The sequence below is a fragment of the Janthinobacterium sp. FW305-129 genome (assembly GCF_020858115.1).
Classification (GTDB): domain Bacteria; phylum Pseudomonadota; class Gammaproteobacteria; order Burkholderiales; family Burkholderiaceae_D; genus Janthinobacterium.
Map to the genome: position 1 here is coordinate 51,440 of NZ_JACYMM010000010.1, position 15,235 is coordinate 66,674.

General features: G+C 64.1%; 11 protein-coding genes and 1 tRNA gene. 7 read left to right on the forward strand and 5 right to left on the reverse strand.

From position 1 onward, the window contains the following. Window positions 1-2: 2 nt before the first annotated feature. Window positions 3-3,224, forward strand: a complete 3,222-nt coding sequence (locus IGS61_RS20115) for a molybdopterin dinucleotide binding domain-containing protein (protein WP_230541267.1) — start codon at window positions 3-5, stop codon at window positions 3,222-3,224. Here IGS61_RS20115 and IGS61_RS20120 read toward each other — a convergent pair. From IGS61_RS20120 to mutM, 5 genes are read right to left on the reverse strand one after another with little or no spacing between them, the layout of a single operon-like run. Continuing rightward, window positions 3,221-3,844, reverse strand: coding sequence for a response regulator transcription factor (locus IGS61_RS20120; protein ID WP_230541268.1), 624 nt, complete (start codon window positions 3,842-3,844; stop codon window positions 3,221-3,223). The genes IGS61_RS20115 and IGS61_RS20120 overlap by 4 nt on opposite strands. Continuing rightward, complete coding sequence (locus IGS61_RS20125) at window positions 3,841-5,634, reverse strand: sensor histidine kinase (protein WP_230541269.1); 1,794 nt, start codon at window positions 5,632-5,634, stop codon at window positions 3,841-3,843. The genes IGS61_RS20120 and IGS61_RS20125 overlap by 4 nt, the downstream gene beginning before the upstream one ends. After that, window positions 5,634-6,797, reverse strand: coding sequence for an A/G-specific adenine glycosylase (mutY, locus tag IGS61_RS20130; RefSeq protein WP_230541270.1), 1,164 nt, complete (start codon window positions 6,795-6,797; stop codon window positions 5,634-5,636). Before mutY ends, IGS61_RS20125 begins: the two co-directional genes overlap by 1 nt. Window positions 6,798-6,831: 34 nt before the next feature. Continuing rightward, on the reverse strand, window positions 6,832-8,733 hold the full coding sequence (locus tag IGS61_RS20135; RefSeq protein ID WP_230541271.1) for a dynamin family protein: 1,902 nt from the start codon (window positions 8,731-8,733) through the stop codon (window positions 6,832-6,834). Window positions 8,734-8,755: 22 nt separating this feature from the next. Beyond that, the gene (gene mutM / locus IGS61_RS20140) at window positions 8,756-9,592 is read right to left on the reverse strand and encodes a bifunctional DNA-formamidopyrimidine glycosylase/DNA-(apurinic or apyrimidinic site) lyase (RefSeq protein WP_230541272.1); all 837 of its coding nucleotides are present in this window, start codon (window positions 9,590-9,592) and stop codon (window positions 8,756-8,758) included. A gap of 167 nt (window positions 9,593-9,759) precedes the next feature. Between mutM and IGS61_RS20145 the strand changes: the two genes are divergently transcribed. The 6 genes from IGS61_RS20145 (at window position 9,760) to IGS61_RS20170 (ending at window position 15,142) form a co-directional block, all read left to right on the forward strand. Further along, complete coding sequence (locus IGS61_RS20145) at window positions 9,760-11,520, forward strand: tetratricopeptide repeat protein (RefSeq protein WP_230541273.1); 1,761 nt, start codon at window positions 9,760-9,762, stop codon at window positions 11,518-11,520. Window positions 11,521-11,581: 61 nt separating this feature from the next. Next, complete coding sequence (locus IGS61_RS20150) at window positions 11,582-12,232, forward strand: outer membrane lipoprotein LolB (RefSeq protein ID WP_230541274.1); 651 nt, start codon at window positions 11,582-11,584, stop codon at window positions 12,230-12,232. Then, window positions 12,229-13,113: a 4-(cytidine 5'-diphospho)-2-C-methyl-D-erythritol kinase gene (ispE, locus tag IGS61_RS20155; protein ID WP_230541275.1), complete on the forward strand. Its 885-nt coding sequence runs from the start codon at window positions 12,229-12,231 to the stop codon at window positions 13,111-13,113. Before IGS61_RS20150 ends, ispE begins: the two co-directional genes overlap by 4 nt. Before the next feature lie 78 nt (window positions 13,114-13,191). Then, window positions 13,192-13,268: transfer RNA gene (locus tag IGS61_RS20160), tRNA-Gln, on the forward strand. Between the two features lie 150 nt (window positions 13,269-13,418). Continuing rightward, window positions 13,419-14,369 carry a ribose-phosphate pyrophosphokinase gene (locus IGS61_RS20165; RefSeq protein WP_034753270.1) on the forward strand — a complete coding sequence of 317 codons (951 nt, stop codon included), beginning with the start codon at window positions 13,419-13,421 and terminating at the stop codon, window positions 14,367-14,369. 164 nt (window positions 14,370-14,533) lie between these two features. Further along, window positions 14,534-15,142, forward strand: a complete 609-nt coding sequence (locus tag IGS61_RS20170; protein ID WP_128141099.1) for a 50S ribosomal protein L25/general stress protein Ctc — start codon at window positions 14,534-14,536, stop codon at window positions 15,140-15,142. Window positions 15,143-15,235: the final 93 nt, after the last annotated feature.

Below are 15,235 nucleotides of genomic sequence, written 5' to 3' on the forward strand. Positions count from 1 at the left end.
AAATGAACGAACGTACACACAACGACGACCGCAACGACGTCCCTGACGATGAAAACGACAAGCGCCGCAAGCTGCTGCGCTACGGCGCCATCGGCGGCGGGCTGGCCGCCTTTGCCGCCAGCTTTTCCACCACGGCCGGCCGCATGGTCGACCATGCGCTGGGCAAGGATAAACCCGTACAGCGCTTGCACGGCAATTCGCTGGCGCCCGAGTTTTCCGTCGACACGGCCACCGGCAAGCTGACGCTCAATCCGGACCAGCAGGTCAGCTACACCATGTGCATGGGCTGCACCACGTTCTGCGGCGTGCGCGTGCGCCTCGACAAGAAAAGCGGCAAGGTCTTGCGCGTGGCGGGCAATCCCTACAGCCCCCTGTCGGCCGACCCGGCGCTGCCCTATCAAACCTCGATACGCGACAGCTTTGTCTCGCTGTCACGCTTCCAGGAAAAGGGCTTGAAGGGACGTTCCACCGCTTGCGGCCGCGGCAACGGGGTGCTGGAACAGATGGAGTCGCCGTTCCGCGTGCTGGCGCCCATGAAGCGCGTGGGACCGCGCGGCGGCGGCCAGTGGGAGCCGATCGCCTTCGATCAGCTGGTGAAGGAAGTGACGGAAGGCGGCGACCTGTTTGGCGAAGGCCATGTGCAGGGTCTGCGCGCCTTGCGCGAGCTGGAAAGACCGATCGATCCGGCGCAGCCGGAACTGGGTCCGCAAGTGAACCAGGTGGGCCTGATGTGCAGCACCGACGATGGCCGCCTGGCGTTCGGCACGCGCTTTTTCAAGCAGTCGTACGGCAGTCTGAACCTGGTCAACCACGGCTCGTATTGCGGCGGTGCTTACCGCAGCGGCTCGGGCGCCATGTTCGGCGACATGAAGAAAATGCCGCACGCGAAAGTGGACCTGGAAAACACGGAATTTTGCATTTTCGTCGGCACGGCACCCGGCAATGCGGGCAACCCGTTCAAGCGCCAGGGCACGCTGATCGCCAAGGCCCGTTCGGGCAAGCGCGAATTCAGCTACGTCGTCGTGGATCCCGTGCTGACGAATGCGGACAGCCTGGCCGCGGGCGACCGCAGCCGCTGGGTGCCGATCAAGCCGGGCACGGATGGTGCGCTGGCCATGGCGATGATACGCTGGATCATCGAGCACGAACGCTATGACCGCAACTTCCTGGTGCAGCCGAACCTGAAGGTGGCGGAAGCGGCAGGCGAAGCCGCCTGGTGCAACGCCACGCATCTGATCATCAGCGAGAAGGGCCATCCGCGCGACGGCCGCTATCTGCGCGCGTCGGACATCGGCGCGGTGGAACTGGCGGAAGAGGAGCGCTACAAGGATGGCGACGCGTTCTGCGTGATCGACGCGGCCACGCAAGCGATCGTGCCGCACAACGCCGCCAAGGGCGAGGCGCGCCTGTTCTTTGACGGCCCGCTGGAGGTGGCGGGCGCGCCGCTGCACTTGAAGACGGCCATGACGATGCTGAACGAAGAAGCGCAGCGCCACAGCATGGATGACTATTCCAGCGCCTGCGGCATCCCCCGCGACATCATCGAAGGCCTGGCGCGGGAACTGACCAGCCATGGCAAGCGCGCCGCCGTCAATGCGCACGGCGGCATGATGTCGGGCGCCGGCTTTTATAACGCGTACGCGCTGGTCATGCTCAATACCCTGATCGGCAACTTGAACCGCAAGGGCGGCACCCTCGTCAACGGCGGCAGCTTCAAGGATGCGGGCCCCGGCCCGCGCTACAACCTCGAGAGTTTCGACGGCGAGATCAAGCCGGCCGGCATGCCCATCGGGCGCAACGTACCGTATGAAAAAACCTCGGAATTCAAGCTGAAGAAGGAAGCGGGCAAGGCCTATCCGGCCAAGGCGCCGTGGTATCCGAACGCGCCCGCGCTGGCCACCGAATGGCTTACCAGCGCCATGAACGGCTATCCCTACACCTTGAAGGCGCTGATCCTGTGGAGCTGCAATCCCGTGTACGGCATCACGGGGCTGCGCGCGCAGATCGGCAAGGAACTGGCCGATCCGAAGAAGATTCCCCTGATCGTCGCCATCGACCCCTTCATCAATGAAAGCTCGGCGTTTGCCGACTACCTGCTGCCCGATACCTTGCTGTATGAAAGCTGGGGCTGGGCCGGCGCCTGGGGCGGCATGCCCGTCAAAATGAGCACGGCGCGCTGGCCCGTGGTCGAACCGCGCGTGCAAAAGACGCCGGACGGCCAGACCATCTGCATGGAATCGTTCTTCATTGCGCTGGCAAAAACGATGGCCTTGCCCGGCTTCGGCCCGGAAGCCCTGCAAGACATGGAGGGCCAGCGCTTCCCCCTGCAGCGCGCGGAAGACTGGTATCTGCGCGGCGGCGCCAATATCGCCTGGCAGGGCAAGACGGGCGTGCCGGAGGCGAGCGACGACGACATCGCGCTGTCCGGCGTGGCGCGCATCCGCCCCGAACTGGAGCGCACCCTGAAGCCGGAAGAGTGGCGCAAGGTGGCCTTCATGCTGGCGCGGGGAGGGCGCTACCAGAGCTATGGCGAGATGTTCGGCCTGCGCCTGCCGCCGCCAGCGAATGCCAAGGCACCGGCGGCTGCCGCACCGGTCGTCGACGAGACGCCGTACCCGCAGGACTGGTCCACGCACCGCTACCTGAAACCGATGATGCTGTACAACGAGGGGCTGGGCGTGAGCAAGAACAGCTTGAGCGGCAAGCGTTTTCCCGGTACGCCCGCGTGGAGGGTGGCGGCTTTCGCCGACGGCACGCCCGTGCGCAAAACCTACCCGGCCAGCGAATGGCCGTTCGAGTTGATCAGTTTTAAATCGGCGCTGCAGAACTCCTACAGCATCGGTGCGCGGCGCTTGCGCGGCATCCATCCGGACAACCCGGTCGCCGTGCATCCCGACGATGCGGCGCATCTGAAGCTGGAGAATGGCGACCAGATTTACCTGGAAACGCCGGGCGGCAGAGCCAGGGCCACGGTGATGCTGCGCCATGGCGTGCAGCGGGGCGTGATCGCCGTCGAGCACGGCTTCGGCCACAAGGAGCACGGCGCGCGCGCCCACCGCATCGGCAAGCTGCGCCAGCCCGATGAACCGGCCATCGGCGCGGGCATCAACCTGAACGACCTGGGGCTGACGGACCCGAGCCGCGGCGACAAGAACGTGTTCGTCGATCCCGTCTCGGGCACGTCGGTGCGGCAGGGGCTGCCGGCGCGCATCGTGCGGGCCTAGATTTGTCCGCCCGCCATCAGCAGCCGGGCTACCTCGGCTGCTGAATGCAGGCCCAGTTTTTCCATCGCGTTATGGCGGTGCACCTGCACCGTCTTGTCGCTGATACCCAGTTCGCGGGCGATGACTTTCGAGGCCTTGCCTTCGGCCATCAGCAGCGCCACTTCGCGCTCGCGCGCGGTGAGCCTGGCCAGCGCCGATTGCGCCGTATTCGCGCTGGCGGCGCTGCGGCTTTCTTCCACGCTGCGGGCCACGGCCCGGCTGACGGCATCGAGCAGCACCTGATCCTTGCAGGGCTTTTCCAGGAAATCGCAGGCGCCCGCCTTCATCGTCTGCACGGCCATGGCCAGGTCGCCGTGGCCGCTGAGGAAAATCACGGGCAGCGATATGGCGTGTCCGGTCCTGTTATTCAACTCCTGCTGCAGTTCCAGCCCGCTCATCAGCGGCATGCGCACGTCGAGCAGCAGGCAGCCCGGCACATGGCCATCGTAGCGCTGCAGGAAGTCGCGCGCCGATTCGAACGTCTGCACTTGCCAGCCGGCCGAATCGAACAGATAGGCCAGCGAGCGGCGCATGGCGGCGTCGTCGTCGACGACAAAGATGATCGCATCGCTTTCGTTCATGGTGTTTCCTTATCTGCTTCCATATGCGTATCTTCGGGGAGGCGGAACCAGACCGTCAAGCCTGGCGCATCGGCGTTGGCATGGGCCGACAGGCTGCCGCCGAACGACTCGATGATGCTTTTGCTGAGCGACATGCCCAGCCCCAGGCCTTCGGCCTTGGTGGTAAAAAACGGTTCGAACAGGCGCGCCATTTGCGCCGCATCGAGGCCGCAGCCGGCGTCGCGCACGGCCACCGTGCAGGCGCCGTTCTCCCGGTGCAGCAACACGCCGATCGGGTGCTGCGGATGGTCGTTTTCCACCTGCGCGTCGAGCGCATTTTTCAATAAATTGAGCAGCACCTGCTGCACTTGCTGCGGGTCGGCCAGCACGCGCGGTGCCGCGCTGACCGCCTCGTGGCGCCAGCTGATGTTCGCTTGCGGATGGGCCGCGCGGAACAGCGATACCGCTTGCTCCACGGCGTCGGCCAGGGCGAAGGCCGTGCTGTGCGCGGGACGCTTTTGCGCCATCGCGCGGATGTGGCGGATGATGGCGCCGGCGCGCTCGCTTTGCGTGGCGATTTCCTGCGCGCCATCGAGCAGGGGCGCCGCATCGAGCCGCCCCGCCGTGATGCGGCGCGCCATGCCGCGCGCGAAATTGCCGATGGCCGCCAGCGGCTGGTTCAATTCGTGCGCGATGGCGCTGGCCATCTCGCCCAGGATGGCCAGGCGCGCCGTGTGGTCGAGCGTGGCCTGGCGCTGGCGCGCCTGTTCCTCCAGCGCGCGCTGCTGGTGCTGGGCCGCGCGCAATTGCTCCGTGCGCCGGCTGACCAGGTATTCCACGCGCACCGTATGCACGGCCCAGGCCACCAGCAAGGCCAGTACCAGCAGCATCCAGCCCCAGTAGCGGCGCAGGGCCGTCTCGAACGTCAGCTTGTTCAAATAGGCGTAGGGGCCGATGCGCAGTTCGCGGAACAGTTCATCGACGATCTGGTAATCGCTGGGCACCGTCCAGCTGTAGCCTTCGCTGGTGCGCGGCATGGCCAGCAGGGCCTGCGCCACTTTTTTCGCCAGCGCTGGCGGCGTCTGGCGCAGGGCCACGAAGGGCCAGTCCGGATACAGCCGCGATGAGCTGGCGCAGCGAAAACCGGGAATCGGGCGCGTGGTGATCACGCGCAGTTCCTCGGCCCGCACTTCGCCGCTTGCCACCATCTGTTCCAGCAAACAGGTGCGCACAATGCCGGCATCCATGTGGCCCGCGCGCACGGCCTCGACGATCTGCTGCGAGGGGAAACCGCTGTAGCGCAGGCTGGCAAAATCGTGCGTGGGATCGATGCCCGCTTCCTGCAGTTCGCGCGCGGCGATCTGGTAGCCGCCAAACGCATCGGGCGCCACCGCCATCACGTTCTTGCCCGCCAGGTCGGCCAGGTCGTGCAGCGGCGACGCGCTGCGCACGACGATGGCCGAGCCGATGGCCTGGCGCGGCGAGTCCGTCCACGGCGACTCCAGCGTGGCGATGCGGCTGGCGCCGTCGCTGTGTTCGAGCGCCACGTAGTGGCCGCTGCTGGTGATGGCAAAGGCGATGGCCTGCGACTGCACGGCGCGCGTCAGGCCCGCCTGGTCGTAGTCGGCCAGGATGAAACGGATGCCGGGAATGCTCGCCTGCAGGTGGCGCGTCACGTACGACCAGTCCTGCTGCACGGCGTCGCCGCCCTTGTAGGCCAGCACGCCGATACGCACTTCCGGCAGTTCGTCAGCTGCCTGCGCGCCGTGCAGACACAGCGCCGCCAGCGCGAACAGTAAAAAACGCAGCACTAGAACATGCTGCGCTGCGCCGAACGCGCATCGCCGAACAGATCCAGCAGCAGTTTCTTGATCGGTGCGGGCAGCGGCGCATCGGTGATCTTCGCACCGTCGTACCAGACGTGCGTCGCTTCCCCTGCCAGCGCCAGGCGGCGTGCCAGGGTGATGCGGCAGGGGACGATGTGCAGCTTGTAGTGGGTAAACACGTGCACGATGGGCAGCAAGCGCTCCTGCGTTTCGATTGCGCCGAACGGCGCCACGGCGCGCGCCAGCGCCTCCTGGCTTATCTCGCGCGGTGCGTCTTCATCTGCCAGCATATGGCCGTCGAGTTCGGGCAGCGACAGCAGGCCGCCCCAGATACCGGAACCGGGGCGTTGCTCCAGCAGCACCTGGCCGTCGTCGATGATAGCCAGCATGACGGCGTGTTTTTCCGGGCTGGTTTTCTTCGGTTTGCGTACTGGCAGATCCTTGGTGCGGCCGGTGGCGTAGGCCACGCAGCGCGGCTGCAGCGGGCAGCGGCCGCAATCGGGGCTGCTGCGCGTGCACAGGGTGGCGCCGAAGTCCATCAGGCCCTGCGTGTAGGCTTCGATACCGGTTTCAGGCAGCAGCGCCTCGGCGCGGCGCCACATGGCTTCCTCGACCCGTTTTTCGCCGGGATAGGCATCGATGCCGAAGGTGCGCGCAAACACGCGCTTGACGTTGCCGTCCATGATGGCCGCCCGCGTGCCGCTGGAAAACGCGGAGATGGCGGCCGCCGTCGAGCGGCCGATGCCGGGCAGGTCGGCCAGTAGCAGCGGGTCGCTGGGGAACACGCCGTCATACTCGGCCACCACGCGCTGCGCGCACTTGTGCAGGTTGCGCGCCCGCGTGTAGTAACCGAGGCCGCTCCACTGCGCCATCACGTCTTCCACCGGCGCGCCAGCGAGGTCGCGCAGGGTGGGGAAGCGTTCGAGGAAGCGCGCGTAGTAGCCGAGTACGGCCGTCACCTGCGTTTGCTGCAGCATGATTTCGGACAGCCAGATCAGGTAGGCGTCGCGCGTGTTTTGCCACGGCAGCGCGTGGCGGCCATGCTGCTTTTGCCAGGCAATGACGGTGGCGGAAAAAGTCGGGTCGATATAGTCTTCCAGGGGTGCCGCGCCCGTGGCGGGCGAGAGCGGATGCAGCAGACGTTTCATGCAGGATTCCAGTGTTGTATTCAGTGCGTAGGGTTCATGCGGCGCTGGCTGCGCGCAAGGCGGCCAGCAATTGCGCCAGCTGCGCCTTGTCGCGTTCGAGCGCCGCCAGGCTGGCCTCGAAGCCGGCGATTTTCTGTTCCAGACTGCCCGTGGCGTCGTGGATGCGCTGGATCGAGGCAAAGCGCAGTTTCAGCTGTTCCTTGTACTCGACGATCTGCGCCTCGAGCGGCGCCATGATGACTTTCAGCCAGGCGCTGGCGTCGTCATTGGCGTTGGTGAAACTGCGGCGCACGCGCGAGGCGATGGTGTCGAAGAATTTTTCCATCAGCACGACCCGGCTGGTGGTCAGCAGGGTCGCCGTGCCGAACTGTTTATGGTAGACGGCTTCGATGTCGGCGATCTCCTGGCGGTAGCGGGCCAGCGAAAACGGCATCGGCAAGGCCAGTGCCAGGCCATGTTCGGAGGCGAATTTGCGGTACATCACGTTCATCATTTCCGTGATCTCGGCCGTCTTGCCTTCCGAGCGGTCGAGGTTCTGGCCGATGCGCTCGAAATACTGGCGCACGGCTTCGCGCAGGCCCGTGAAAAAGCGGCTGCGCTGCATGGCGGCGCGCACGCCGTCGATATCGTCGCGCACGATGTCCATGCCCAGGCTCGTGTACAGCTCCGTCGACAGCCGGGTAAACACGGCGCGCGTCGCTTGCAGCTTGAACAGGCTGCTGTCGAATTCCTTCTTCTCGATGTCGATGCGCCGCATCATGTGCGCGATCACGCTCTGGTTCTTGCCGCGCAGGCTGTGCAGTTCGTGCAGCTGCTCGGCGATGCCGCGCGCGCGGGCCGCCGCCTGTACCTGCTGCGCCGCTTCGATGGCGTCCAGGTCGAACGCCAGCTGGCGCCGGATGATGTCCTTGCGCGCGGGGATCAGCTCCTCGAACAGGGCCGTCTCCAGCGCCTGCAGGCGGCTCTTTTCCAGCAGCGCCGCATCGTGGTTGATCTTGCCCACCAGGGCCTTCTGCGCCGAGACGGGAAACACCTGGCCCGCGTCCAGCGTCAGCAGATGCGCCACGCTGGCCTGCTGGCGTTCGATCGCCTGCGCCACTTCGGCGTCGCCGCGCAATTCATCCCACATGCTGTCGATCTTGTTGAGCACCACCAGGCGTCCCGCGCCGGAGCCGATATGGTTGCGCCACACTTCGATGTCGCTGCGCGTGACGCCCGTGTCGGCCGCCAGGATAAACAGCACCGCGTGCGCATTCGGGATCAGGTTCAATGTCAGTTCCGGCTCCGTGCCGATGGCGTTCAGGCCGGGCGTGTCGAGGATGACGAGGCCCTGTTTCAGCAGCGGATGGGGGAAGTTGATGATGGCGTGGCGCCACATGGAGATTTCCACCTGGCCGTCCTCGTCGAGCATGGCGGGAGCGTCGGCGTCGCCGGCGTCGTACAGGCCGTAGCGCGCCGCTTCTTCCACGCTGACTTTTTTCGTCAGGCTGACCTGGCGGATGGCTTCCTGCATGTCGTCGCCCGCCTCGATGTTCAGGGGCAGGACGGTCCAGGCAGCGGGCAGCTCGCGGTAGTCGCTGGTCGACAGGTTCTGCGCGCGCGTCTCGATGGGCAGCAGCCGGATCGATGGCGGCCAGGCGGCGTCGTACAGCAGCTCGGTGGGGCACATGGTGGTGCGGCCCGCGCCCGAGGGCAGGATGCGCTGGCCATAGCCGGCAAAGAAGATGGCGTTGATCAGCTCGGATTTGCCGCGCGAGAATTCCGCCACGAAGGCGACGGATAAACGGTCATCGAGCAGGCGGGAGCCACAGCGGGCCAGACGCAGCGCGGAGGCGCCGTCGACCAGGCCCGCCGCGCCGGCGGCTTGCCGGTATGCCTGCAAGGCGGCCTGCACGTCCTGCCGCCATGCGCTGTATTGTTCCAGGTCTCTGACCATCTGGCTCCCTCTGTGAGTGTGCTTACTTTTGACAATTCACGCAGTAAAACGTGGAACGCTGTCCCTGCACGATTTGCCGGACCGGCGCGCCGCAGACGCGGCAGGGTTTGCCCGCGCGGTTGTACGTGAAATACGTCTGCTGGAAGTAGCCGGACTGGCCGTTCACGCCGATGAAGTCGCGCAGGGTGCTGCCGCCTTGCACGATGGCTTCGGCCAGCACGTCGCGGATCGCCTGCGCCAGTTTCTCATAGCGGGCCAGGCCGATGCGCCGTGCCGGCGTCTTCGGGTTGATCCCCGCGCGAAACAGGCTTTCGGAACAATAGATATTGCCCACGCCGACGACGATGTCGCCCGCCATCAGCACCTGCTTGATGTTGGTGCTCTTGTTGCGCGTTTTTTCGAACAGCAACTGGCCCGTGAAGCCGCCTTCCAGCGGTTCCGTGCCCAGGCCGCGCAGCAGCGCGTGGCCGTCCAGCGGGCCATCGGCCTCGTCGTGCCACAGCACGGCGCCGAAGCGGCGCGGATCCGTCATGCGCAGCACCTGGCTGCCGCCGTCCGCGTCCTCCACGACGAGGTCGAAATGGTCGTGCTTTTGCGCCTGCGTCCCCGTCGGCAGCACGCGCAAGTGGCCCGACATGCCCAGGTGGATGATCAGGGTGCCGTGGCGGAAGTGGATCAGCAGGTATTTGCCGCGCCGCCCCGTCAGGCCGATGGTTTGCCCCGACAATTGTTCGCCCAGGGCAGGGGGGAAGGGCCAGCGCAGGCCGTCGCGGCGCAGCACGACGGAGCGCACGGCGCGCCCTTCGAGGTGGGGCGCGACACCGCGCCGTGTGACTTCGACTTCTGGCAATTCTGGCATAGGGCTCGAATGGTGGAAAACCGGGTAAAAAACAGGCGGCTTGCGGGCCGAGGGCTGGCTCTGGCATGCCACGCCGACGCGACGTATATATTTCGTTACATACGTGAAGTACGCGATAGCCGCGTTGGGCGTAGAATCAAACTTTGCCGTTTAGCCAGGATCAGCCTTTGAAAAACGCTTTCGCCATTGTAACCTTGTCCGCCCTGATGGCCACGCATGCCATGGCGCAGACGCCTGTTGCCCCTGCCGATGCCGCGGCCAGCCCTTCTGCGGCCGCGCCCGCCGCGCCGCAGGAGCCGGACGGCTTGCCCAAGGTCGAGTTGAGCAGCGATTTGCTGTACAAGCTGACGAAGGCTGAAATGGAATTCAAGAGCGGCCAGTGGCAAGGGCCGTACGTGACGATGATGGTGGCGGCGCAGCAGACGCGCGATCCACGCCTGGCGCGGCGCGCTTCCGAAATGGCACTGGCCGCCAAGCAGGGCGGCGAGGCGCTGGCGGCCATCCGCCTGTGGCGCGAGCTGGCGCCCGACTCGGACGAGGCGACGCAGTTCTTCCTCGGTTTCGTCGTCCTGACGGACAAGATCGAGGAAGCGGAACCGATTTTTGCCGAACGCCTGGCCAATGCGCCGCAAGGCGCACGGGGCGTGGCCCTCTTCCAGATGCAGCAGATTTTGTCGCGCTCGAATGACAAGCTGTACGCCTATTCGATGCTGACGCGCCTGGTGCAGCCTTACCTGGACATGTTCGAAGCGCACCTGGTGCTGGCGCAGGGCGCCTTGTCGCTCGGCGAGCGTGACCGCGCCATCGGCGAGGCGAACAAGGCGCTGGCGATCAAGCCCAACTCCGAGCTGGCCGCGCTGACACTGGCGCAGGTGACGGGCGAGCCCGAGGCGGCGGGCAAGGTGCTGGCCGCTTTCCTGCAAAAGAATCCGGACGCCGTCGAAGTGCGCGGCGCATACGCGCGCCTGCTGGTCGAACAAAAACAGCTGGAGCCGGCGCGCGAGCAGTTCCAGCTGCTGCTGAAAAGCGCGCCCGATAACGTGGGCGCCCTGTACGCGCTCGGCATCGTGGCGCTGCAACTGGAAGACACCAAGGGCGCGGAGCAGTATTTCAAGCGCTTCCTGGCCGTGCTCGACAAATCCCCTGGCGACACGCGCGATCCATTCAAGGCCCTGATGATTTTGTCGCAGATCGCCGAGACGCGCGGCGACACGGCCGGCGCCATCGCCTGGCTGGACAAGGTCGACAACAGCGCATCAAGCGGTTATGTCGAGGCGCGCTTGCGGCGCGCCCAGCTGATCGCCCGTGGCGGCAATCTCGATGCGGCGCGCAAGGCGCTGACGGAAATCGAAACGGATGATCCGGCAAGCCAGGCGCAGGTGCTGCTGGTCGACGCGCAGTTCCTGCGCGACGCTGGCTACGTGCAAAGCGCGTACACGGTGCTGGAAAACGCCTTGCTGCGCTTCCCCGACAATCCGGAGCTGCTGTACGACTATGCCTTGCTGGCCGAGCGTCTCGACAAGCTGGACCTGATGGAGGCCAGCCTGCGCCGCGTGATGGCGCTGGCGCCCGACAACCAGCATGCCTATAACGCCCTGGGCTACTCGCTGGCCGAACGGGGCATCCGCCTGCAGGAAGCCCATGCGCTGATCGAAAAAGCCTTGCGGATGGCGCCGGGCGACCCTTTCATCATGGACAGCATGGGCTGGGTGCAGTTCCGCATGGGCAACCTGGCCGCCGCGGAAAATGCGCTGCGCCGCGCCTATGCCGTGCGCAGCGATCCGGAAATCGCAGTCCACCTGGGCGAAGTGCTGTGGCAGAAGGGCGACAAGGCCGAAGCGCAAAAGCTGTGGCGCGAGGCGCAAGGCAAGGACCCGAAAAACGATGCGCTGAAAAGCACGCTGGCGCGCCTGAATGTCAGTCTGTGATTGAATCGATTAACTCAACTATAAAAAACCAGCGCCATAGCGCTGGTTTTTCCTTGTGCCCATGTTAAAAAAACTTCTCCCCCTGGCTCTCGTCTGCCTGTCCCTCTCGGCATGCTCGACCCTGAGCTCCCCATCCTCATCCGGCGCCGCGCCATCCGCTACTACCGTCGCGCCTTACCGCGAACAGGTGGAGCTGACGGGCCGCCTGAACGTCGTGTACCAGAAGGATGACAAGCCCGAATCGGCCACCGTCAATTTCAACTGGCAGCAGACGGCGCAGCGCACGGACGTGACCCTGTATACGCCCGTCGGCAGCACGCTGGCGACGATCGCCGTCACGCCGCAAGAGGCCGTGCTGACGCAGAGCGGCAAGGCGCCGCGCAGCGCGCCCGACGTCGATACCCTGAGCGCACAGCTGCTGGGCTGGTCCTTGCCCGTGTCGGGCTTGCGCGACTGGCTGCAAGGCTATGCCGTGGGCGCCGATGGCAAGCGTTTCATCGCTTCGCCGGCCAACGACAGCGTGACGACCAAAGATGGCTGGCGCTTGCGCTATGTGTCGTGGCAAGAAATAGGGCAAAATGCGGCCGACAATACACCGGGCGCCTTGCCCCAACCGCGGCGTATCGATGCCGAACGCAATGCCAGCGCGCAGGCCGATGCCGTCTCGCTGCGCATCGTGCTCGATCCCGCCCCATCGGCTCAAGCACAATGACGTTGACTACCCTGAATAACTGCCCGGCTCCGGCCAAGCTGAACCTCTTTTTGCACGTCAACGGCCGCCGCGCCGATGGCTACCATCTGCTGCAGACGGTGTTCCAGTTGCTCGACCATGGCGACACCCTGCACTTCGCGCTGCGCGACGACACGGCGATTGTCCGCGTGACGGAGCTGGCCGGCGTGCCGCAGGAGCAGGACCTGATCATCCGCGCCGCCAGGCTGCTGCAGGCCGACGTGCTGCGCCGCACGGGCGCCTTGCCGCGCGGCGTCGATATCGCCATCGACAAGGTGCTGCCCATGGGCGGCGGCCTCGGTGGCGGCTCGTCCGATGCGGCCACGGCGCTGATGGCGCTGAACCGTTTGTGGCAGGCCGGCTTGACGCGCGAGGAACTGATGGCGCTGGGCTTGCCGCTGGGCGCCGATATCCCGTTTTTCATCTTTGGCGAAAACGCCTTTGCCGAAGGCGTGGGCGAGGCCTTGCAGCCAGTCGCCACGCCCGCATGCTGGTATGTGGTGATCGAGCCGGGCGTGCAAGTGCCCACCGCCGCAATTTTTTGCGCGGAAGGCTTGACGAGGAATACCGAACCCGTCACAATAGCGGACTTTTCCAGGTACCTCGCAGAAGGAAACGATGCGGGCGGGTTTGGAAAGAATGATTTACAGCAAGTAGCATGCAGTCTTTTCAAGCCGGTAGCAGATGCGGTAGAATGGCTGGGTGCTTACGGTGAAGCCAGGATGACTGGTTCCGGTGCTTGTGTGTTTAGTGCGTTTGGCAGTCAGGAAGAAGCGGATGCGGTGCTCAGCAATGTGCCACCAGTCTGGATCGCCTGGAAGGCAAAAGCGCTGAATCGCCACCCGATGCTCACCATGTTGTAAAGAGCAAAAAAAGATTTTGCTTAGCGTCAAAAAGTCGGTATAATACTGGCCAACATGACGGCAAGCAGTCAGTAACGTAGGGGAATCGCCAAGCTGGTTAAGGCACTGGATTTTGATTCCAGCATGCGAAGGTTCGAATCCTTCTTCCCCTGCCACCATTTCACCGTAGTCTGTCGATGCGAAGTTGGCGTCCAGTGCGGGAAAAAGCAGATGTGCCGCCACGCGGCATATTCTAAACAATGACTGACCGGGCCTATGCCCGGTTAGTGCTTTTCAAGACTTCTATATCACCTCTTGGGACTCCCATGGCTTACGAAAACCTGATGGTTTTTACCGGCAACGCGAATCCAGCGTTGGCAGAGGGGGTCGCAAAAAACCTCGGCATCCCTCTCGGTAAAGCAAACGTTTCGAAATTCTCCGACGGCGAAGTAATGGTCGAGATTAACGAAAACGTGCGCGGCAAGGATGTTTTTGTTTTGCAATCCACCTGTGCTCCAACCAACGACAGCCTGATGGAAATCATGCTGATGGTTGATGCCTTGAAACGTGCTTCCGCCGGCCGCATCACTGCCGCGATTCCTTACTTCGGCTACGCCCGCCAAGACCGTCGTCCACGCTCCGCGCGTGTGGCGATTTCGGCCAAGGTGGTGGCGAACATGCTGGAAGAAGCCGGTGTCGAGCGCGTCCTGATCATGGACTTGCACGCTGACCAGATTCAAGGTTTCTTCGATATCCCAGTCGACAATATTTACGCTTCGCCAATTTTGCTGGGCGACCTGCAAAAGAAAAACTACCAGGATCTGCTGGTGGTGTCGCCGGACGTCGGCGGTGTGGTACGTGCGCGCGCCCTGGCCAAACGCCTGGGCTGCGACCTGGCCATCATCGACAAGCGCCGTCCAAAAGCGAACGTGTCCGAAGTGATGAACATCATCGGTGAAGTCGAAGGCCGCAACTGCGTGATCATGGATGACATGGTCGACACGGCAGGCACCCTGACCAAGGCTGCCGAAGTGCTCAAAGAGCGTGGCGCGAAAAAAGTCGTGGCGTATTGCACGCATGCGGTGCTGTCGGGCCCGGCGATCGACCGTATTTCGGCCTCGCCACTCGATGAGCTGGTCGTGACCGATACGATCCCCCTGTCCGAAGCGGCCCTGGCCTGCGGCAAGATCCGTCAATTGACGTGCGCGCCGCTGCTGGCCGAGACGTTCAAACGCATCATCAAGGGTGATTCGGTTATCTCGCTGTTTATTGACTAAATAGCGTAGTAGTAAAAGACGTAATGCCTGCGGCGCGACCGGCTTTTTGCCTGTTGCGCCGCAGTGTTTTAGTTTTCGGGGTGTTTTCACCCATTTTCGAGGATTCCTGGTCGCGGGAATCCTCATAACACAAGGCGCAAGCCTTGTTCTTCTTGGAGTTTCACATGAAAGTTATCGCATTTAAACGCGAATTGCAAGGTTCCGGAGCGAGCCGCCGCCTGCGCATTTCCGGCCAAACCCCTGGTATCGTCTACGGTGGCGCTGAAGCCCCAGTGCTGATCTCGCTGGATCACAACGCCCTGTACCACGCGTTGAAAAAAGAAGTGTTCCACTCGTCGATCCTGGATCTGGAAATCGACGGCGTTTCCCAGCAAGTTCTGCTGCGCGACTTCCAAGTCCACGCATACAAACAACTGGTTCTGCACGCTGACTTCCAGCGCGTTGACGCTAAGCAAGCTATCCACGTGAAAGTGGCGCTGCACTTCGTAAACGCTGACGTTTCCCCAGCAGTCAAACTGCACGGCGCGACCATCAGCCACGTAGCCAACGAAATCGAAGTTTCGTGCCTGCCAGGCCAACTGCCAGAATTCATCAACGTTGACCTGTCGAACATCGACGTCGGTCACTCGCTGCACGTCGGCGACCTGGTCCTGCCAGCTGGCGTGACCGCTGTCACCCACGGCGCCAACCTGACCATCGCTACCGCTTCGGTACCGGCCGGCCACGTTGCTGCTGAAGCCGCTGCTGCTGAAGTTGTTGCTGACAAGAAGTAATTCTGCCGCCGCAGCAATGCGGTAGTCGCAAGGAAAAACCCGCCTGGTTCGTCCCGGCGGGTTTTTTTCTGCCCGTTTTCACCGATAATACGT

Coding starts and splice junctions, on each gene's coding strand:
- IGS61_RS20115 (WP_230541267.1), top strand. CDS start 3: ATGAACGAACGTACACACAACGACGACCGCAACGACGTCCCTGACGAT.
- IGS61_RS20120 (WP_230541268.1), bottom strand. CDS start 3,844: ATGAACGAAAGCGATGCGATCATCTTTGTCGTCGACGACGACGCCGCC.
- mutY (WP_230541270.1), bottom strand. CDS start 6,797: ATGAAACGTCTGCTGCATCCGCTCTCGCCCGCCACGGGCGCGGCACCC.
- IGS61_RS20135 (WP_230541271.1), bottom strand. CDS start 8,733: ATGGTCAGAGACCTGGAACAATACAGCGCATGGCGGCAGGACGTGCAG.
- mutM (WP_230541272.1), bottom strand. CDS start 9,592: ATGCCAGAATTGCCAGAAGTCGAAGTCACACGGCGCGGTGTCGCGCCC.
- IGS61_RS20150 (WP_230541274.1), top strand. CDS start 11,582: ATGTTAAAAAAACTTCTCCCCCTGGCTCTCGTCTGCCTGTCCCTCTCG.
- ispE (WP_230541275.1), top strand. CDS start 12,229: ATGACGTTGACTACCCTGAATAACTGCCCGGCTCCGGCCAAGCTGAAC.
- IGS61_RS20165 (WP_034753270.1), top strand. CDS start 13,419: ATGGCTTACGAAAACCTGATGGTTTTTACCGGCAACGCGAATCCAGCG.
- IGS61_RS20170 (WP_128141099.1), top strand. CDS start 14,534: ATGAAAGTTATCGCATTTAAACGCGAATTGCAAGGTTCCGGAGCGAGC.